Below are 18,937 nucleotides of genomic sequence, written 5' to 3'. Positions count from 1 at the left end.
GGCTACCTCAGCCCGATCGATTACGAGCAGCGAACCACAGATAGGGTGCTGCTCGCCGCATGACGACCGGTGTCCACACTTCGGGGCGAGCCCCCAGCAGGTAGTCGGCACTGGCCTTGCCGATCGGGTTATCCAGGATCAGCATCCCGCCCAGGCGGGTGCTGCTGCGGGCCCCGGTCCGTGTGCTACTGCGCAGTGCGGCCAGTGTGCAGTACAGCATGATCGCGCCAGTGAGCTCCTGGCCGCCGGAGAAAACTTTGCTCATCTCACTGATCGACGCGTATTCGGCGCGGCCTGCAGAGTCAGGCTTGAGGATCTCCACCTTGAAGTCACGCGGTACCGCAGCGCCCACACAGCGCAGTACGAGGTCCCGGCCGGGCAGGTTCGGCTGAGTGCGAGCATGCTCATCCAGGGCCTCGGCGACCCGCACCGCCAGGACCTGCGGCTCGGGCTTGGCGAAGCCAATTTTCAAGATCCTACGTCCGGCCCACATCCCGGCTCCTTCGGGGAGCCGGGAAAGCCGCTCAGCCTTCTCCAGTAGAGCCAGTGCCTCGCCGACGTGGTGCTTAAGCTGGTCGATGAGAAGTTTCCGGTGACGCTCGGAGCTCTCCAGGTCGGTAGTCAGGCTCGCGGCTCGTCCTGTCAGCTGGACCGCCCATTGGTCGGCGCGCTTGATCAGCGACGCTTTGTCGATCTCGGTGAGCTGCTTGTAGATCGGCGCCTTGAGCTTACCGAACCGGTTCTGATTGGCGGTTTCACGGAAGTTGATGACGGCATCGTCCACGGCCTGGGTCGCTTCGTGCAGTCGGTCGGACGCCTTGCCGTGCGCCTCAGTCGCGTTATCAGCAGCCTGCTGCGCTTCGTCGGCGGTTCCTGCGAACGGTCCGGAATTGGATGGAAGCTCAAGCTTGCGGACTGCGGAGGCCAGGCCACGGTGGACGACTGTCATGTCACGGGCCGCAGCTTCAGCGTTGTGAAGCTTGCGCTCGGCAGTCTGTTTCGACTCAGAAGCTTCCTTGAGCAGAGCCTCAGCGTCGGCCAGTACGGCAATTGCCCGTTCGGTGAGCATCACGCCTTCGGTGAGAATCGACGGCGTCCAGTCGGCGTCCAGGCTGGTCCATGGCCTCCCGTTTCGCTGGGTGGCTGAGGATGCTTCCGCTCGCAGGCGAATGATCCGCTCAGTCAGCCTGCCGTGCTCGACCTCCAGTGTCTTCACGGCGCGGTCAAGTCGACGCTTCGTGGCTTCGAGGGATTCGGAGCTGCCAGCCTCCGGGGAGGTTGCCAGTGCTTTGGCCCGAGCCACGATGTCGGCCGGTTCATCGAGTAGTTCCGCGTCGAGATCCGACGCTTTCCTCTGCGCGTCATTGACGCGCCGCCGTAGGTCCTCACCGACTTCTACGGCGCGGAAACCATCTGCGGCTTCCTGATAGGAAATCTCCAGTGCGGCCAGGTCGGCTTCATCCGCGTCGAGGCTGAGCAGCTGATTCCCATAGATAACCTTCTTGAGTCGCTCGGCGTACGAGGTGGCGTCACGGCGGAGCGACTCGACTTGCACTGCGTATTCGGTGGATCGGTTGCGCAGCCGCTCGGCTTCTTCTCGGAGCTCTTGGGCTACTACGCGATGCCCTTCTGCCTCCGCTTCGAGCTTGCCGATCTTGAGTCGATTCTTGTCGGCCTCGGCGACGTCTACCGCAAGCCGGCCGAAGGACTCGGCGATGCGCGCATCAGCAGCGGCGACCTCTTCGGCATCCGTGACCACAATGGCATGCTCGTCGAGGGCGTCAACAGCCTGCGTGTGCGCGTCGCGGGCGATATCAAGTACGGACTTGGCTTCGGCCGCGGTGGTCGACGCCGTTTCAGCCACAGAGCACAGCCGCTCAACGTCGCCTGCCGGGTGCTCGACGAGCCAGTTGTCGAGCTGATAGCCCAGCCGGAAGGCCGCCGTCCGGCGTTCGGTGAGTTCATGGAGGGCATGGCGGCGCCTTGCGATGCGTTCCTCGGCTTGTTCCCGCAGCTCGGCAGCAGCTTTGGGATCGTGCAGGGCGGGCGTCGGCTCCACGACAAACCTGATCCCCGATTCCTCGGGTTCCTCCTCCAGCGACTCGGCGGTGGCGACGAGCACCGCCGCCGATGGCAGTAGGCGCGCCTCCGCCAGTACCGCCCGCGCCTTATCCAAGGCGATCTGGTCAGCCACTACGATTCCATCGACCAGCGCGGGGTGGGCCTGGATGGCCTCGGCATGCAGGCGGGGGTTCACCAGCTGTTCCAGCGCACGCCAGCCCGCGGTTGCGGGGACCTCGTGATCTGCCAGCAGCTTCAACAGGTCCTCAACCGCCTGGCGCGGCGGCATGAGCGCTTCATCCTCGACAGTGAGCGCCTCGATCAGGCGCTGATCCGCTCGATTGTCGGCGGTCAGCGCGTCCAGCCGATCTTCGGCCGATCCCTGCGCCGCGACGGCCAGGTCGCGCAGCGCGGGCGCATTCACCTCTAACCACAGAGCTGGGTTGCCGCCGGGGACTTCCTCATCGTCGTCGAGTTCAGCGAGTTCACGCAACAGTGCCCCCGCGGCGAGCGCTCGTGCGGCGGTTTCCATGTCCTCGACCGCCCGTACCGCAGCCTTGGCTGCCTGCCGGGCCTTCATCTTGGGCTCGATCAGCTGGTTCGTGACCTTGTCGAGTCGGCGGACCTCCAGCTTGAGTTGTTTGTCGGTCTCACGTTCCCGCGCTGCATTGATCTTGCTTTTCTCCGCCTTGTTACGCAATCGGGCGTCGGCTTCGAAGACGGATTCACCTTCCTCAAGGAGACCTTGTTCCCGCGCCACCTCCACGCGGGAATCCACGCCCTCGACCTCTTTGGCCAGCATCTCGGCACGGACGGTGTTCGAGGTGGCTCGTTGTTCGTCCTCCCCAGCACGGCGTTCAACCTCGGCCGCATCCGACTTATCCTTCGTGCTCTTTCGGGCGAGATCGTCTCCCTGCGCTGTGCAACGCTGCCCAGCGCTCTGAAGGGCGCCAGCAAACCGAGCCCCGGCCTGATCGCGACGTAGCCGAGCAGCTCCCGCGGCCTGCTCGGCGGCATCCAGCAATCCACTGGCGACCTTGTACTTCTCATGCGCGGCGGCGGCTTTCAGCACCTTGGGGGCGAGCGTCCAGGCGGCCAGCTCCATGCGCTCTCTGACAAGCTGCTTCTCGATCTTCCCGGCTTCGGCACGCGCTTCGTCGTAGTGAAGGACCAGAGTTCTGCGCTGTATTTCCTTGTGGGTCAGGTCCGCCTCATCGCGAATCTGTTGCCGTCTTTCAGCGTTCATCTTCGCGGTTTTCAGGTCTTCGCGGTGCGTGCGCAGCACGCCCTCTGAACATTGGACAGACTCCCGAACCTCAGCTGCGAGCTGCGCCAAGGTTGTCACGGTTGTTTGGACGGCCCTGGCCGCCGCAACCTGTTCGGTGTGCCGTGAGGCGAGGCGCTGGGCGGCTGCCGCCGTGGCGATGGAGAAGTCGCGGTCAAGCAGTAGCTGCTCGCGTCGCCCAATGTTCTTGGCGTAGGCGCCGAAGGCGTTGCCCAGTTCGGTGAAGTTCTCGGCGTCTAGAGCCTTGGTGAGCAACCACTCGACGAACTGCCGACCGGTGGTGGTCTTGAACGCCTCGGCCGCGTCGCCCTCGTCGACGTTCATTGCTTGCTGGACCGCGAACAGGTCCGGCTCCAGACCGAGTCGGCGCAGGTGGTTCTCCCACTCGCCTTGCCGTTTCTCGATCTCCACGTGCAGCGACTTGTCGGCAGCGTCCAGCCGCTTGAGCGCGTCATGGAAGGCGTTCATCGGCAGTCGCCGACGGCCCTCGGCGAATGGCAGCGTGGCCAGGGTCGTGACACCGTTGGGGGCAAGGGAGTAGAACAGTCGTTCTATCTTGCCGTCCGCCACCGGGGTCAGCGCGTGGCCGGTCACCAGTGTTTCACCGGTGCGGACATTCACCCATTCCAAGGCCACATGTGATGGGGCTGCTGCGGAGACTACATATGCGCGCAACGCTTCACGGCCTTTGCGGGATTGCCGGTCGGGAAGCACCGTGGACAGCAGTATCCGAATGAACACGGACTTTCCGCCGCCATTCTCCAACACCAGTAGCGTCGCTAGAGCCGGACGCCGGAACAGCTGGCCGGCCGACGGGATCAGGGTGCTGGCCGGGATACGCGGGCCTCCATCGGACAAGTCCAGCAGGACGTCGTCATAGCGGGCTCCGGCCGGACCGATGTTGTATAGGCGGACGCGGTTTAGCTCATACATCGCTGCCTCAGGCTCCTGGCTCAGCTGGCGAAGGGGCGGGGGACACTGCGGTGCCAGCTGCATTGGAAGGTTCGGTATCCGGGATGCTGAACGCGGGCTTACCGTCCGGCCCGACCGTAACCCCGAGCGCGGCCAGCTCGCCGAGCATCTGCTGCCCGGCTAGTTCTCGCACTTGGATTTGATATCGGGCCGTGGTGGTGTAGGTGCCGCCGTTCTCGTTGCCTGCGCGCCGCAGCATGCCGTTGTCCGCTAGATACTCGGCGACCCTCTTGATGAGCGCGCGCCTGCTCTTGGAATGTGCTCGGTCGTCCCCGGTGGGAGCCACCGGGTTGCGCCGCTGGTAATAGCGCCACAGCTGAATCAGATCCGGATGGTCGACCGGAACCCCGTCGTCCTCGTCGACCTCGGCCGCGCGGCGCTCCAGCTCCTTGGCCGCCTGCTCGACCATCTCGTCGACATGGCGGACCGTGACTCGGCCGACATGGGATTCATCGTCTAGATCGTCGGGCCGGTAGTAGGCGAGCGCGGCTATGGCCAGGTGGGCCAGAGCCGCGATCGGCCGGTCGGCGGGCTGCCGGATGTGGTCGGCGATGCTGACTGCAAACTGCGTTTCGGCGGTCGCCCCGAGCACGAGCCCAGCCCGTGGGCTGACTGCGATGATGGTCAGGTCAAAGCCGCGCGCAGAGGCATGTAGCAGCTGCGCGAACGCCGGATCGGTGCGGTAACGACTCGCCAACACGGCATACTCGGCGTTGCGCCGGGGCGTCAGCCCGGGCTGGAATCCGAATGCGAGCAGTCTGCTCGCTGCGGCTATATCCTCGAAATCGCTCATACGGCCCCGTTCAAACGGTTCTCGATCGGTGGGGCAGTGGGCTCTGGTCCACGTACCACCAGCAGGTCGTTCCCGGCGAACACCTCGTCGTCCAGCTCACTGTCGTCAGCCAGTGCGGCCAGCATCCTGCGATCCTCGGGGTCGTAGCGTGGCGCACCGAACAGGCCCAGCACGTGCAGCGCCAGCAAGTGATCGAGCTCCTCTCGACCAGCCTTCGCGACGCTAAGGCGGCGCGCCACCTTAAGAAGCTCGGATAGGCGGACGCCATCGGCATCGGCCGATGCCAGCAGCGATTCGACAGCTACATACTGCTCGTCAGAGAACATCGAGACGTCTTCGGCATCGCCGAACTCGGGTTCAACAATCAGGCCGTCTTCGCCATCATCCTTGGCCGGCAGCGTCATCAAGCCGTTGATCAAATCTGGGAGGTAGACGATCGCAGGTCGGCGCGGCGGCACCGCCGCCGTAGTGAATCCCTCCAGCAGCGGCAGGGCCTGCCGTATCGGCAGCTCCAAGGCCGGCTCCAGGAGTTGGTGCTCGAGGTCGACGTAGGACCGGCTTGGGGGCGGCACGAAGGTTTGCCGTTCTTGTTCGGCGCGGAACCGTTCGCCGACTTCCTGCAGGTTCGCTTGCAGTGCCGCGTGCCTGCGCAGACACTCATCAAGAATCGCGATCAGTTCGGCGGCTTGAGCCGGGGTGGCGTCCTCGGTGCTGTTTTCCATCATTCGGATCAAGTTGTCCTTGATGGTGCTCTCGGCGTTGATGCGGTCCTCGATGTGCTCCAGCGCTTCCGTTTGCGTCCGCTGTACATCACGGATCCAGTTCACCGAGCGGACATCACGGCGCATTCCCTCCAAGCGTGTACGAATGTACTCGGCGTATTGCACCGTGCGGCGCAACGCCATCTCTGCAGCGCGATAGGCATCAGACAGCCGCCCACGTCTCACTAGGGCTTCCAACTTTGCGTCGGCGGCAACCTGTTCAGAAGCAATGTCGATGTCCACCGCGCCGACCAGCACCGCGATCGCCTCGTTAGAGGCACGAAGTCGTGGCTGGCCATCGTTTCCGGCGACCTCACGCAACAGCTTGAAGGAGAAGCGGTGCGAGACATACGCACCGTCTATTGCGAGGCCGTAGATGTGGCTGAAGCCGCGATCGACGGTCCCAACGTTGACCAGACTGTCCAAGACCCAACGGGCTACGTCGGTGTGTTCACCGTTGCCGCGCTCCGGCATCTGAAGCTCTGCGACGCGCGTCACCGCTGCCACTACATCCTCGTGACGGGCGCCGTCCTCGAAGTCCATTTTCAGCGTGACGGTGTCGATAGCGGTGAGTGCCAACTCCTCCATTTGATAGCCGCTCCAGCCTCGCGACGTGAGTAACGACTTCCGGCGCTCCAGATCAAGGACCGGATCGGCGACGGCGAGTGCCTTCACGCGCGTGGAGAGCCCCAGCGTGTCGCGACCACGAACCCCCACCTCGGACATGTAAGTTCTTCCTCCCTCCCTTATTCAGCACAGCTACGCCAGGGTCTGCAGGCCACTGGACAGGTCGGTTTGCACCAGCTCGTCGCGTTCGATCGGAGCCAGCCAGCGCGCAGTGGATTTGGTGGGGCCGTGTTCCCCCCATTGCACGTCATCGACAGCTTCGGCGACAGCGTGCAGGTGGCTGATCACCATGACGAGCCGGTCGACGTCGGCTTGGGCGCATAGCACCTCACTCGTCAGATATGTGGTCCGGAGTGACCACGACCACTGCGTATTCGTCGCCCATCTCCTCATGGTCAGCCATGAGGTCGTTGTCGGCCAGCGCTTTCACGCTTTGTTGGACTTGAGAGGGATAGGGATGACCTTGCAACCGTCGGCGAGGAATGTCCGTCAGTGCGCCTAGTAGTACTTCGTTAGGTTGATTTGATCTTGGGTGTTGGGTTCGGCATGCTGCTCTCGTGGACTTGGGGGAGATCGAGCAGCTGCGGGGCGAGCTGGCCGCGTTCGTGGCCGAGGTGTTCGCCTCGGTGCCGCGCCGGGATCAGCGGGCGAAAGGCGACTGCTACCTGCGGGGGTTGATGCTGGAAGGCCGCAGGAAGTCGATCCAGCCGATGGCCGAGCGGCTGCCGGACGGCGACATGCAGGCCTTGCAGCAGTTCGTGAACCAGTCGCCGTGGGATCACGCCGCGGTGCTGCGAGCGGTGGCCCTCAAGACGGTCGCGGTCGTCGATCCGCAGGTATGGGTGATCGACGATGTGTCCTTTCCCAAGGACGGGAAGATGTCGGCGGGGGTGGCCCGCCAATGGTGCGGGGCGCTGGGCAAGCAGGCCAACTGCCAGGTCGCGGTCAGCCTGCACGCCGCCTGTGATGCCGCGTCCGTGCCGATCTCCTGGCGGCTGTTCGTGCCACAGGAGTGGCACGACGACGAGCAGCGCCGGGCCAGGGCGGGGATGCCGGAGGCGGTGGGGCACCGGGAGAAGTGGCGTCTGGCGCTGGACCTGATCGACGAGGCGATCGGCTGGGGCCTTGTGCCGCAGGTGATCGTCGCCGACGCCGGCTACGGCCAGATCGCCGCGTTTCGCCGCGCCCTGGCCGAGCGCGGCCTGGACTTCGTCGTCGCGGTCCGATCCGACGAGTCGGCGCATCCGGCCGATGCGGTACCCGCCGTGCCTGCCTGGAGCGGCAATGAGCGCAAGCCCGCCGCCCGCTACCGCGGCAAAGCGTCCTCGCTGAAGGACCTGGCCGCCGAAACGGGCCGCAGGAGCTATCGGCAGGCGATTTGGCGGACGGGGTCCAAGGGCCCGATGCGCTCGAGATTTCGGGTTCAGAGCGTGCGTCCGGCCGGGGTCGCGGCCCGCAGGCATGCGATGGCCGGAGCGGGGGGATCGGCGGCCTGGGACGGAGTCTTGCCCGCGCTGACGTTGCTCACCCAGTGGCCTGCCGGGCAGAAGGTGCCTACTGAGTATTGGCTGACCAGCCTGGGTGCGGGCACCGCGCTTCGGCGGCTGGTGCGCCTGGCGAAGATGCGCTGGCGCATCGAGCACGACTACCGCGAGATGAAGCACGGTCTGGGCCTGGACCACTTCGAGGGCCGCACCTGGCGAGGCTGGCATCATCACGTCACCCTGGTCACCGCCGCTGGGGGCTCCCCCCTACGTGGCCTACGAACCACTCGTGCGTCTCTACATCATTCCCGGCCTGGGCAAGAAGCGCCTCGACAAGCTGACGGTCCGCGACGTGCAGACCTGGCTCAACACGCTGCCGATCCTGTGCACCTGCTGTGACCAGAAGAAGGACCACCGGCGCCCGGAGAACAAGCGCCGATGCTGCGCCGTCGGCAAGTGCTGCAAGGGGTATCCCTCCCGGAGCACCATCGCGGGCATCCGTCGTGTCCTGCGCTCCGCGCTGGGCAACGCCGTACGGGAGGAGCTGATCTCCAAGAACGTCGCGGCCCTGACCACCCTGCCCGCCGTCGGTAAGACGAAGAAGAAGCGGCAGCGCGCGGTGTGGGGTGTCGAGGAGGCGCGGAGGTTCCTCGAACACCTACGGGAGATCGACGACCCGCTGTACGCGGCCTACGTGCTGATCCTTGTCCTGGGCCTGCGTCGGGGCGGGGTGCTCGGGCTGGCCTGGGACTGCGTCGACCTCGGCGGCGAACAGCTGTGGATCTCCCGTCAGCTCAACCGGGTCCGCGGGCAGCTCCTTCACCGCGAGACGACCAAGACCGACGACTCGACGGCCTCGCTGCCGCTCCTCGGCCTGTGCGTCACCGCGCTCAAGCACCGCCGACGTGTTCAAGAGGACGCCCGCAAGGCCGCCGGAGAGAGGTGGCAGGACTCCGATCTCGTCTTCACCACGCGGAATGGCACGCCGATCGAGCCGCGCAACTTCAATCGAGCTTTCGAGGCGCACTGCCGCCGGGCGGGTGTGCCGACGATCCGTGTCCACGACACCCGCCACACCTGCGCCTCGCTCCTGGCCGCCCTTGACGTCCATCCCCGCGTCGCGATGCGTGTTCTACGCCACTCGCAGATCTCGATGACCATGGATGTCTACACCCAGATCCCCACGCCGGAAACCCGCAAGGCACTCGATCGGCTCAATCAGAGCCTTGACGTTCCAGGCGAGACATAACTCATCATCCGTCACCTAAAGGCCCTTTGGGATTGCCTCAAAGGGCCTTATCTGCGTACAAGGTCCTTTGCTTATAACTAAGGGGACACGTCGAAGTGGCCGTCGCGACAATTTCACTGTCCGTTATTTGTGATTTAAAAGAGTAGGTTTCCGGCGAGTTGCCTGGTTCACCTTCACGCTGAACGTCATGGAGGCCGAGTGACGCACCCCAAGAGTTGCGAGCGCGCCAAGCAACATCAGTGCCGATGTTCCGACTGCGGCGGGGCACAGCACGGGTGGCCCCACGGGGTTGCCCTGGCCCGCGACCCATCTCCCGCAGGTCGGCAGGAGGCGAGAGAACGCAGCGAACTCGCGTGGAGGAAGACTCAGCCTCCCAAGGGGCGTCGGGGCCCGTCCAAGCCCAGACAGGCCGCCGCCACCGACAGCGCGACAGTCGATCTCATCGACTGGCTGGCCGAAAATCCAAGCACGATCGAACACATCCAGGAAGTCGGCGACCTCCTCACCGGTCCCGTCATCAAAGAACTGGACAAAAGGTTCGGCGGAAATAGCCCGCGGGAAGCCAGGAGAAGACTCACCGAGCATTTCTGGTGCGACCTCCTCGTCGCCGTGGCCGAGGGCATCGAGAAGTTCTCCAAGGCCATGGACCAAGTGCCCGAATATGTGACGGCGATCATCCTCAAGTCTCGGAAAGACGAGGGCCGCAGCCCTCTTCTCGAAGCACTCGTGGCCCTTGCGGTGCGGACGGCGTGGGAGCCCCTCAAGGGCATGATCCGCACCATCGGAGTCGAGGAGCTGAAACGGACGTGCCGGATCCTCGCCGTCCTGATCTGCCCGGCTCCCGAAGATCACGCAGCGGTGCAGAACGGCGCCCTTCACCCGCTGGCGAAGGAGGGGATGCTGGAGATCAGCAAGAAGCGGCTTGAGCAGGTCTTCCCTGCCGACTGGGTTCGCTGGCTCCGGGATGACCTCGGCGGTGCCTGAGCGAGCCCACCGATCCCGGAGGCCTGGCCGGGCGTCGCTGGCTTCTGCGGAAGCTTCCAGCCTCGACACGCGAGGTCCGTAGGCGGCTGTCTGTATGGGGTCGCGTTGCTGTATTTCGCTGCTGTACGGACATGACAAAGGCCCTCCCGGATGATCCCGGAGGGCCTTTGACCTGCTGCGCGGCCGAGAGGACTCGAACCCCTAACCTTCTGATCCGTAGTCAGATGCTCTATCCATTGAGCTACGGCCGCTCGCTGCGTAAGCAATCATAGCGGGTTCCGGGCGGTGCCTCGAACCGGTTACCGGATCCGGCTTCGGGGTTCTTCGGGGGGATCCGGCGTGTGGGCTGGGGGTTTACCGCCTACCTGAGCGATGGGGATCTCTCGGGTAGGGGCGATGGGGGTGGTACGGCGAGGCGTGATCGGGGGTGGTGGGGGCGGGGGGTGAGGTGGTCGGGGAAGTCCGGGGGAGACGGGTCATGGAAAGACGGGGGCGTTTTGACTTAATCGTGCTTGCCCGGGTCTGGGGGCGGGGGTGGAGTCGATTAGTAGCGGGTTCGAGGAGAGGGGGAACCCATGAGCTTCGTGCAGGTCATCGAATTCGACACCACCCACGAGCAGGAAATCCAGCGGGCGATGGACGAATGGCGGGACACGACCGAGAACGAGCACACGGTCACGCACACGACTCTCACTCGTGATCACGCGCGTCCCCACCACTACGTCGCCATCGTCGAGTTTCCGTCCTACGAGGAGGCGATGCGCAACAGTGGCATGCCGGAGACCGAGGTGCTGGCCCGGCGCATGCGGGATCTGTGCGACGGGGCGCCCCGCTTCCTGGATCTCGACGTCATCCGGGATGAGGATCTCTGATTCCGGGGTCCGGGGTCGTCCGGGGTGAGGGTTTCCGCCTCCGGGGTTCGAGGCCGTCCGGGATGAGGTTGGGTTGATCCCGGGGTGTGGCCGACCCCGGGGGCCGGTTTTACCTGCGTCCATCTTTTTGGGCCGGAGGCGGGGGAGCCGGAAGTTTTCGGGCCGGGGGCGAGGGGGCCGGAGGACCGGGAAGCGCCGTGCCGTCGGGAAATTGAGATGCTCGTTTCGAAAACGGGCGGGTACCCTACGCGAGGACCGTAGGAGGAGTTTGTCGTGGGGCACGTTGAGGTCGGGCATCTGACATATGTTTTGCCGGATGGGCGGCCGTTGCTGAACGACGTGTCCTTCCGGGTCGGTGAAGGGGTCAAGGCGGCGCTCGTCGGGCCCAACGGGGCCGGCAAGACGACCCTGATGCGGCTGATCGCGGGGGATCTGCAGCCGGTCGAGGGGAGTGTCGCGAGCTCCGGCGGCCTTGGGGTCATGCGCCAGTTCATCGGCAGCATCCGCGACGGGCGGACCGTGCACGACCTGCTGGTCAGTGTCGCCCCCCAGCGCGTACGGCAGGCGGCCGAGCGGCTCGACGCCGCCGAGCTCGTGATGATGGAGCGCGAGGACGAGAAGGCCCAGATGCGCTACGCGCAGGCCATCACGGACTACACCGACGCGGGCGGCTACGACATCGAGGTGCTCTGGGACACCTGCACGATGGCCGCGCTCGGCATCCCGTACGACGACTGCAAGTATCGCGAGGTCAACACCCTGTCGGGCGGTGAGCAGAAGCGGCTGGTGCTGGAGGCGCTGCTGCGGGGACCGGACCAGACGCTGCTGCTGGACGAGCCGGACAACTATCTGGACGTCCCGGGCAAGCTCTGGCTGGAGCAGGCGCTCCGCGAGACGCCCAAGACGGTGGTGCTGGTCAGCCATGACCGGCGGCTTCTGGCCAACGCGGCCGACCGGATCGTCACCGTCGAGTCGGGCAACATCTGGGTGCACGGCGGGGGGTTCGCCACCTACGCCCAGGCCCGCCGGGACCGTAACGAGCGGCTCGACGAGTTGAAGAAACGCTGGGACGAGGAGCACGCCAAGCTCAAGCGCCTGGTGGCCATGCTCAAGCAGAAGGCGAAGTACATGGACACCATGGCCGCGGCCTATCACGCGGCCCAGACGCGGTTGCGCAGGTTCGAGGAGGCCGGACCGCCGGAGGCGGCGCCCAGGGAGCAGTTCATCAGCATGCGACTGCGCGGCGGCCGGACGGCCAAGCGGGCGGTGATCTGTGAGGAGCTGGAGCTGACCGGCCTGATGAAGCCGTTCGACCTGGAGATCTGGTACGGCGAGCGGGTCGCGGTGCTGGGCTCCAACGGCTCGGGCAAGTCGCACTTTCTCCGCCTTGTCGCCGGGGAGGGTGTCAGGCACACCGGCGTGGCCAGGCTCGGTTCCCGGGTCGTCCCGGGGCACTTTGCGCAGACCCACACCCGTCCTGAGCTCATCGGCCGGTCGCCCTGCGAGATCGTCATGACCGAGCACGCCCGTCTGAAGAACGAGGCGATGAAGGCGCTGTCCCGCTACGAGCTGGCCGGGAACGTCGCCGAGCAGCGGTTCGAGACGCTCTCCGGTGGCCAGCAGGCGCGGCTGCAGATCCTGCTGCTCGAACTGTCCGGCACCACGTTGCTGCTGCTGGACGAGCCGACCGACAACCTCGACCTGGCCAGCGCAGAGGCGCTGCAGGAGGGGCTGAACGCCTTCGACGGGACCGTGGTCGCGGTCACCCACGACCGGTGGTTCGCCGACGACTTCGATCGCTATCTGGTCTTCGGTTCCGACGGGAGGGTCTACGAGTCCTCCGAACCCGTCTGGGACGAGACCCGGGTGGTCCGCCCGCGTTAGAGACCCGAAGGGTGTCGAGGGCGACCTCCCGGTCGACGGTGTGGAGAAGGTCGGAGTCGGACGTGTGATCTCGACGTGTGCTCGGGCCTCACCAGGGCGGGGCGCCGGTGGGCGGTCGGGGAGTTCCGGGTGGGCCACGGCGGAGGCCGTTGGTGTTCCGCTCCTCGGCGGAGGCCGTGAACGCGCGGCTGAGAACGCGCGGCCGTGGTGGGGGCGGTTCGTCACGAGGACGGCGGGGTGGCCTTCAGGATCGAGGTGAGGAGGTTGGGGAATCTCGCCTCAAGATCGTCGCGGCGGAGCCTGCTGGGCCGGGCGTTGCCGACCAGCCGGGTCGACACCACGCCGCTCTCCCGCAGGATGCGCAGGTGGTGGGAGACCGTCGAGATCTTGACGGGCACGTCGAGCTCCGTGCACGTGGACTCCTCCACGGCGTCCAGGGCGCGGACGATCTGAAGTCGGATGGGGTCGGCCAGGGCCTGCAGGATCGCCCCGACGGCGATCGTGGCGAGGTCGGGCTGGGTCAACCAGGTGGACTCCCGCTCTTTCATCCCACCCCAACTCCTTCGACGAGCATCCCTTACTACGATACCGGTCGAACTTATATTACGATGGCGGTCGTAAATTCCGATGAGGACCGGAGCTCGCTGTGACGCTTGTCGAAAACCCTCCGGCCGGCACCCCGACGCGCTGGCGTTCCCACGCCGCGGTCCTGGCCTTCGGGGCCTTCGCCGTAGGGACGGACGCCTTCGTCATCGCCGGGATACTTCCCGACATCGCCGACTCGCTCGATGTGAGCCTGGCGGCGGCGGGACAGCTCATCACCGTGTTCTCGATCGCCTACGCGGTGCTGGCGCCGATCCTGGCCGCGCTGACCGCGAACTGGTCCAGGCGTACGGTGCTCATCGCCGCGCTGACGCTTTTCGCGGTGGGCAACGCGGTGACCGCCGTCGCCCCGGGGTACGCGCTGGTGCTGGCGTCCCGGGTCCTCGCCGCCGGAGGCGCCGCGCTCTACACCGCGAGCGCGAACGCGACGGTGGCCGTTCTCGCGGGGGAGAGGGAGCGCGGGCGCGCGATCGCCACCGTCATGCTGGGGATCACCTCGTCACTGGCCCTGGGAGCGCCGCTGGGCACCGTCGTCGGCAGCGCCCTGGGCTGGCGGGCGACGATGTGGGTCGTCACCGCGCTGGCGCTCGTGGTCGTACCGGTCATCGCCCTCCGGCTCCCGGCCATCAGGCCGGGCTCCGCGGCCGGGCTGCGCGTCCTGCTGAGCCCCATGGCCGACCGGCGGGTCATGGGGGTGCTGGCGGCCACCGTGGCGGTGTTCACCGGGATCTACATCCCCTACTCCTACATCAGCGCCGTCTACGCCCCGGCCCTGGCCGGCAGCGGCAACCGGCTGGCGGTCCTGCTGCTGGTGTTCGGCGTGGCCGGGACCCTCGGGAACCTCGCCGCCGGGCACCTGGCCGACCGGTGGGGGCCCCGCCGGGTCGTCCTCACGGTCACGCTGACCCTCACCGCGGTTCTCCTCGCCCTCCCGCTCTTCCGGGAGCCGTACGCGGCGGTGGTGCCGGCGGTGGCGGTCAGCGCGCTGCTCTCGTTCATGGTCACCACTCCTCAGCAGCACCAGATCATCACCTTCGCGTCCCCCGGCGCGCAGTCGATGGTCACCTCGCTCTACCAGTCCGCGCTGTATCTGGCGATCTCGCTGTCCGGCGCCGTCGGCGCCGTCGGACTGACCACGCTCGGCGCGGCCTCCCTTCCGCCGATCGCCGCGGCCCTCGTCCTCCTCGCGGCGGTTCTCACCTGGATCAACGGGCGGGGCGGGAAATCCGGCCGACGCCGCCGAGACCCCGTATCGCGCGATTACGGTGAAGCCGTGGTCTCGCACGGGCACCGCCATGACTCATGATCACCTACATGGTGGCGCATTGCCCCCCGAGACCGCCGTGTTAAAGAATTCGCCCGACCTGAGCGTGTCCGGTGGAGAGGGGCACGTTCACGGGTTATGACGACTAGGTGACGCACAGTACCCGAATCGTCAGCGCTCTGGCTCTGCTGCTCCTGGTCGGCTGCTCCAGCTCCGAGGAGCAGGCGGCCCCGCTCCGGCCGCTCGCGGTCGCCGAACAGGTCTCGTCCATCCTCAAGAAGGACGGCGGGTACGTGGTGAACTGGGCCGGCGTGCTCACCAACAGCAATCCGTGGCACTTCGGCGAGCACGTGGTGGCCACGGTGATCGCCAAGGACGCCGCGGGCAAGGAGGTCGTCCGGCTGGAGCAACCGCTGGACGCCGTGCCGCCCGCGGGTTCGCTCCCCTTCAGCGGCGAGGTGGTCGCCTCGGAGAAGCCGTCCCAGGTGAGCATCGACTATCGGCCCGCCGAGTGGCGGCAGGCGGCCCGGATCGTCTCGGCCTTCCAGCCGTTTCCCATCTCCGACGTGATGACCGTGCGCAGGAACGACGGCTATCTCGTCGTCGGATACGTCGGCTCGCCGTACCGGCTGCCGGCCAGCAGCCTGGCGGTCACCGCTCTGCTACGGGACAAGCAGGGCAAACTGCTCGGAGGTGGGAGCACGTTCGTGGACGACGTCCGGCCCAAGGACACGCGGCGCTTCATCATGAACATCGAGAGTGTGGCGGACACCGGCAAGATCGCCAAGGCCGAGCTGACCGCGCGCACCTGGGGGTCGAGCAGCCGTCCCTATGAGCAGCTGGCCCTGGGCGGCAGCCTCCCGATGCGCATGGTCAAGCCCACGACGGCCGCGTTCGTCAAGGACCGGGGCAGGTATGCCGCCTCCGCCGGGGACGCCCGGCCGTGACCGTTTCCCCTGTGCGTGCCGTACGGCGTGGCGGGCCGGCCGTGCCCGCCGCCTGGAGTTGACGGGCCGGCCTCGGATGCCGCCGAGAATTCCGCCCGTCCCGCCGCCCCTCCCAGTGCCCGTCCCCCCGGGCGTGCCGCCGGCCGTACTGTCGGCTGTGCTATCGGCTGTGCTGCTGTCGGCTGTCCTGTTCACGGGGGGCTGCGGCGATGTCCGGGGTGCCCCGGACGCCGTCGGGCGGCCGATGCCCAGCAGCGCGCCGATCTCCGCTCCCCCGCTGCCCCCGTTCGTGTCGGTGACGCTCACCCCGGCTCCCGTGCCGGGCCTGGACCTGCCTCCTCGGCCGAAGGTGCTGGTCATCGGGCTCGACGGGCTGCGCCACGATCGGATCCTCGCCGCGGAGGCGCCGAACTTCCGGCAGCTGATGCGGGCCGGAACCTTCGCCACCGGGCGGCTGGACGTGCTGAAGAAGGTCCGTTCCAGCAGCGGTCCCGGATGGGCGACGGTGCTGACCGGGGTGGCGCCGACCAAGCACGGCGTGCGGAACAACTCCTTCGAGGGCCGACAGTTCCTTAGATATCCCGACTTTCTCACCCGGCTGGAGCGGATCCATCCGAGTCTGCACACCGCGGCCGTGACCACCTGGCAGTCTCTGGTGACACTCGGCGCGGTCGGCGCCCGGATCGACTGGCACGCGGTGAGCCACAACGAGCCCTACCGGGTCGGCGCCAAGGACGCCCTCCTCGTCGACAGGATGACCGACCTGATCCGCACCAGCGAGGTCGACGCCGCCTTCATGCATCTTGAGGTCACCGACGTCGTCGCCCACCAGTCGGGGGTGCTCGGCACCGCCTACCTGGAGGTGATCGATTTGGTGGACGGCTATCTGGGCCGGCTGTTCGGCGCCATCAGGGCGCGGCCGGCCTTCGCCGGGGAGCGGTGGACGGTCATCGTCACCACCGATCACGGGCACCGGGACGAGGGCGGTCACGGTGGCGACTCCCCCGAGGAGCGCAGCGTCTTCGTGCTGGCCGCCGGGCCGGGGATCGCGCGCGGGGTCCGCAGGCGAGACGCCCGTCAGGTGGACGTGGCGGCCACCGTCTTCGCCCAGCTCGGCATTCCCATCCCCGAAGATCTGGACGGCAGACCGCTCAGCGCAATAGATGGTGGAAAATAGCTATTCATCGTGATTTATCGTTGCATGCCGCACGGCGTGGTTTTCTGTCAAGGTTGACAGTATGTATAGATTCGATGTCAATCCGCGGAAGTCACTGGAACCAGCAGTTACCAAACCATTACCCTCAGTTACATGAATGACCGCGTTCTGGTCGAATCCCTGCGGGCGAGTGATCCGGGTGCCCTGGCGGCCCTCTACGACACCCATGCCGGAGGCGTCTACCGATACTGCCTGCTCATGACGGGCGGCGCGGACGGCGCCCAGGTGGCTCTCCGAGACACCCTGATCGCGGCCGAGGCCCACGTGGACGCGCTCGCCGACCCCGACCGGCTGGGGGTGTGGCTGTACGCGCTCGCCCGGGGGGAGTGCGTACGGCGGCGCCCGGCGGTCGTCCAGAACGCGCGGGTTCCGGGCCTGGTCGCCGACCCCCCGGTGGTGCGGGGGGCGGTGACCGACGGGGACGGCGACACCCGGCTGAGGGCGATGGCCTGGAACGCCGTCCGGGGTCTGTCCCCTGAGGAGCTGGAGGTCCTTGAGCTGACCTCACGGCACGGCATGGCCGCCGCCGATCTCGCGGCCGTGCTGGGGATCGGCGACGAGCAGGCCGCCGCGATGTACGAGGCCGCCCGGGAGCGGCTGCGGGACCTGGTCACCGCGGAGATCCTCACCCATCGGGACCCGTACGGCTGCCCGGGTCGGGTCCGGATCCTGGCGGAGGCGTCCGGCGATCTCACCCCCGAAACGCGCGAGCGGATGATCCGGCACGTCGACCGCTGCGACACCTGCTCCCCGTACCGGGCGAAGCAGGTCTCCGCCGACAAGGTCTTCGGCCTGCTGCCCCCGACGGCGCTGCCGGAGACGTTGCGGATACGGGTGATGAGCTCCTTCGCCGACCCCGAGCTCGCCCCCTATCGGCGCTATGTCGCCCGCCGGGTCGGCGCGCTCGACGCCGCGGGCTTTCCCGTCGCGAGGACCGGCGGGAGTCGTCGGTGGCCTCATGCGCTCGCCGGCGCGGTGGCCGCGGCCGGCGCGGCGGTCGCGATCGGGCTGATCTTCACCCAGTTCGGGGGCGACCTCGACGGGATGACCCCCGACGACAGGCCGGGGGTGCACCCTGTGACCGGAAGGTCGCCGGGGGTCCGATCGTCCTGGACCACCGAGCCCGACGACGTCTCCGGGTCCCTGAACCCTCTGTACCGGGACGCGTTCACCGATCCGGTCGGCCCCGCCGGGCTGAGCGGGCCGACCCCCGCCGCCGGACCCGAGGCCAAGATCGGTCCAAGCGGCCCGCGACCCGTCCCGGAGCCCACCTCGACCGGGCGGCCGGGGGATGAGACGGGTGACGGGTCATCGGGGGACGGGCCGGGGGAGAAGACGGGCGACGGGGTGGTCGACGGGCCGGGTGACGGATTGGGCAACGGGGCCGTGGAAGGGCAGGAGGAACAGGGGAAGGGGCCGGGTGAGGGCCAGGCCGAGGGCCAGGGCGCCGGTGACTCCGCCGGGCCCGAACGGCCTGCCGTATCCGAGAGTCCCGACCCGTCACACGAGCATCAGGGTGGCAGGCCGACCCCGCGGTCCTGCGAGACCGCCCCGCAGCACTGCGCGGCGACTCCCCGGCCGACACCGGCCGTTCCGAGGCCCGCCCCGATGCCACCAAGGCCCAAGCCGTCACCGAAGCCGTCACCGACGGCCTCTCCACCGGCGGACACACCCGAGTCGACGGCGACGACCTCCAAGCCGGTCCCCCCGGCCTCGAAGCCCACACCTCAGGAACCTGCTCCGGCGGCCACGCCCGCCCCGCCCGGGTAGCCGGGACCTTCCGCCCCCTCCGCTCCACCTGCCCGGCGCGGTGACCGTGAATGGTCACCGGGGCGCGCGTTGTTCACCGGCGCCGGTCAGGCCGGTGCCGCCGCGCGCCGTGCCGGTGCGGTGGGGCGGGCGCCGGTCCGGTGAGCCGCCGGTGGTTTGATCGGC

General features: G+C 67.3%; 14 protein-coding genes and 1 tRNA gene. 9 read left to right on the top strand and 6 right to left on the bottom strand.

The genetic code is table 11. The features are described from left to right. Nucleotides 1-7: 7 nt before the first annotated feature. Genes ACWEF2_RS29105 through ACWEF2_RS29090 form a run of 4 tightly spaced genes read right to left on the bottom strand, consistent with a single transcriptional unit; the run spans nt 8 to nt 6,790 of the window. Nucleotides 8-4,279, bottom strand: a complete 4,272-nt coding sequence (locus ACWEF2_RS29105; RefSeq protein ID WP_453819515.1) for a hypothetical protein — start codon at nt 4,277-4,279, stop codon at nt 8-10. A 7-nt stretch (nt 4,280-4,286) separates the two neighbouring features. Then, the gene (locus ACWEF2_RS29100) at nt 4,287-5,111 is read right to left on the bottom strand and encodes a hypothetical protein (RefSeq protein WP_453819514.1); all 825 of its coding nucleotides are present in this window, start codon (nt 5,109-5,111) and stop codon (nt 4,287-4,289) included. Next, nucleotides 5,108-6,598 (bottom strand): hypothetical protein, encoded by a 1,491-nt coding sequence (locus ACWEF2_RS29095; protein ID WP_453819513.1) that lies wholly within the window; start codon nt 6,596-6,598, stop codon nt 5,108-5,110. The genes ACWEF2_RS29100 and ACWEF2_RS29095 overlap by 4 nt, the downstream gene beginning before the upstream one ends. A 33-nt stretch (nt 6,599-6,631) precedes the next feature. Continuing rightward, nucleotides 6,632-6,790 carry a hypothetical protein gene (locus tag ACWEF2_RS29090; RefSeq protein WP_453819512.1) on the bottom strand — a complete coding sequence of 53 codons (159 nt, stop codon included), beginning with the start codon at nt 6,788-6,790 and terminating at the stop codon, nt 6,632-6,634. 266 nt (nt 6,791-7,056) lie between these two features. Here ACWEF2_RS29090 and ACWEF2_RS29085 point away from each other — a divergent pair, with 266 nt between their 5' ends. The 3 genes from ACWEF2_RS29085 to ACWEF2_RS29075 all read left to right on the top strand — a co-directional run bounded on the left by ACWEF2_RS29085 (nt 7,057) and on the right by ACWEF2_RS29075 (nt 10,216). Next, nucleotides 7,057-8,382 carry an IS701 family transposase gene (locus tag ACWEF2_RS29085; RefSeq protein ID WP_453819511.1) on the top strand — a complete coding sequence of 442 codons (1,326 nt, stop codon included), beginning with the start codon at nt 7,057-7,059 and terminating at the stop codon, nt 8,380-8,382. Next, entirely contained in the window at nt 8,273-9,232 is a 960-nt protein-coding gene (locus ACWEF2_RS29080; protein WP_453819510.1) for a site-specific integrase, read from the top strand. Before ACWEF2_RS29085 ends, ACWEF2_RS29080 begins: the two co-directional genes overlap by 110 nt. 198 nt (nt 9,233-9,430) lie before the next feature. Beyond that, a complete protein-coding gene (locus ACWEF2_RS29075) occupies nt 9,431-10,216 on the top strand; it encodes a hypothetical protein (protein WP_453819509.1) in 786 nt (261 codons plus the stop codon). 178 nt (nt 10,217-10,394) lie between these two features. On the opposite strand, the gene ACWEF2_RS29070 is transcribed toward ACWEF2_RS29075, so the two are convergent. Then, a tRNA-Arg gene (locus tag ACWEF2_RS29070) sits at nt 10,395-10,467 on the bottom strand. Nucleotides 10,468-10,791: 324 nt separating this feature from the next. Here ACWEF2_RS29070 and ACWEF2_RS29065 point away from each other — a divergent pair. Next, nucleotides 10,792-11,088, top strand: coding sequence for a hypothetical protein (locus ACWEF2_RS29065; protein ID WP_355599905.1), 297 nt, complete (start codon nt 10,792-10,794; stop codon nt 11,086-11,088). A 273-nt stretch (nt 11,089-11,361) separates the two neighbouring features. Continuing rightward, a complete protein-coding gene (locus ACWEF2_RS29060; RefSeq protein WP_453819508.1) occupies nt 11,362-12,972 on the top strand; it encodes an ABC-F family ATP-binding cassette domain-containing protein in 1,611 nt (536 codons plus the stop codon). Between the two features lie 221 nt (nt 12,973-13,193). Here the strand turns inward: ACWEF2_RS29060 and ACWEF2_RS29055 are convergent, their stop codons facing one another. Further along, entirely contained in the window at nt 13,194-13,520 is a 327-nt protein-coding gene (locus tag ACWEF2_RS29055; RefSeq protein WP_453819507.1) for an ArsR/SmtB family transcription factor, read from the bottom strand. Between the two features lie 98 nt (nt 13,521-13,618). On the opposite strand from ACWEF2_RS29055, the gene ACWEF2_RS29050 reads away from it, so the two are divergent. The 4 genes from ACWEF2_RS29050 to ACWEF2_RS29035 all read left to right on the top strand — a co-directional run bounded on the left by ACWEF2_RS29050 (nt 13,619) and on the right by ACWEF2_RS29035 (nt 18,772). Then, a complete protein-coding gene (locus tag ACWEF2_RS29050) occupies nt 13,619-14,881 on the top strand; it encodes an MFS transporter (RefSeq protein WP_453819506.1) in 1,263 nt (420 codons plus the stop codon). Between the two features lie 107 nt (nt 14,882-14,988). Further along, complete coding sequence (locus ACWEF2_RS29045; protein WP_453819505.1) at nt 14,989-15,786, top strand: hypothetical protein; 798 nt, start codon at nt 14,989-14,991, stop codon at nt 15,784-15,786. 169 nt (nt 15,787-15,955) lie between these two features. Next, nucleotides 15,956-16,963: an alkaline phosphatase family protein gene (locus ACWEF2_RS29040; protein ID WP_453819504.1), complete on the top strand. Its 1,008-nt coding sequence runs from the start codon at nt 15,956-15,958 to the stop codon at nt 16,961-16,963. A 132-nt stretch (nt 16,964-17,095) separates the two neighbouring features. Next, nucleotides 17,096-18,772 carry a hypothetical protein gene (locus ACWEF2_RS29035; protein ID WP_453819503.1) on the top strand — a complete coding sequence of 559 codons (1,677 nt, stop codon included), beginning with the start codon at nt 17,096-17,098 and terminating at the stop codon, nt 18,770-18,772. The last annotated feature ends 165 nt before the right edge of the window (nt 18,773-18,937 follow it).

Source organism: Streptosporangium sp. NPDC004631 (assembly GCF_053601935.1).
This window is presented reverse-complemented; position numbering and strand designations above follow the sequence as displayed.

What these genes read in the sequence shown, in the direction of transcription:
- ACWEF2_RS29055 (WP_453819507.1), bottom strand. Translation starts at nt 13,520, where the DNA reads ATGAAAGAGCGGGAGTCCACCTGGTTGACCCAGCCCGACCTCGCCACG.
- ACWEF2_RS29065 (WP_355599905.1), top strand. Translation starts at nt 10,792, where the DNA reads ATGAGCTTCGTGCAGGTCATCGAATTCGACACCACCCACGAGCAGGAA.
- ACWEF2_RS29090 (WP_453819512.1), bottom strand. Translation starts at nt 6,790, where the DNA reads ATGGTGATCAGCCACCTGCACGCTGTCGCCGAAGCTGTCGATGACGTG.
- ACWEF2_RS29100 (WP_453819514.1), bottom strand. Translation starts at nt 5,111, where the DNA reads ATGAGCGATTTCGAGGATATAGCCGCAGCGAGCAGACTGCTCGCATTC.
- ACWEF2_RS29095 (WP_453819513.1), bottom strand. Translation starts at nt 6,598, where the DNA reads ATGTCCGAGGTGGGGGTTCGTGGTCGCGACACGCTGGGGCTCTCCACG.
- ACWEF2_RS29105 (WP_453819515.1), bottom strand. Translation starts at nt 4,279, where the DNA reads ATGTATGAGCTAAACCGCGTCCGCCTATACAACATCGGTCCGGCCGGA.
- ACWEF2_RS29035 (WP_453819503.1), top strand. Translation starts at nt 17,096, where the DNA reads ATGAATGACCGCGTTCTGGTCGAATCCCTGCGGGCGAGTGATCCGGGT.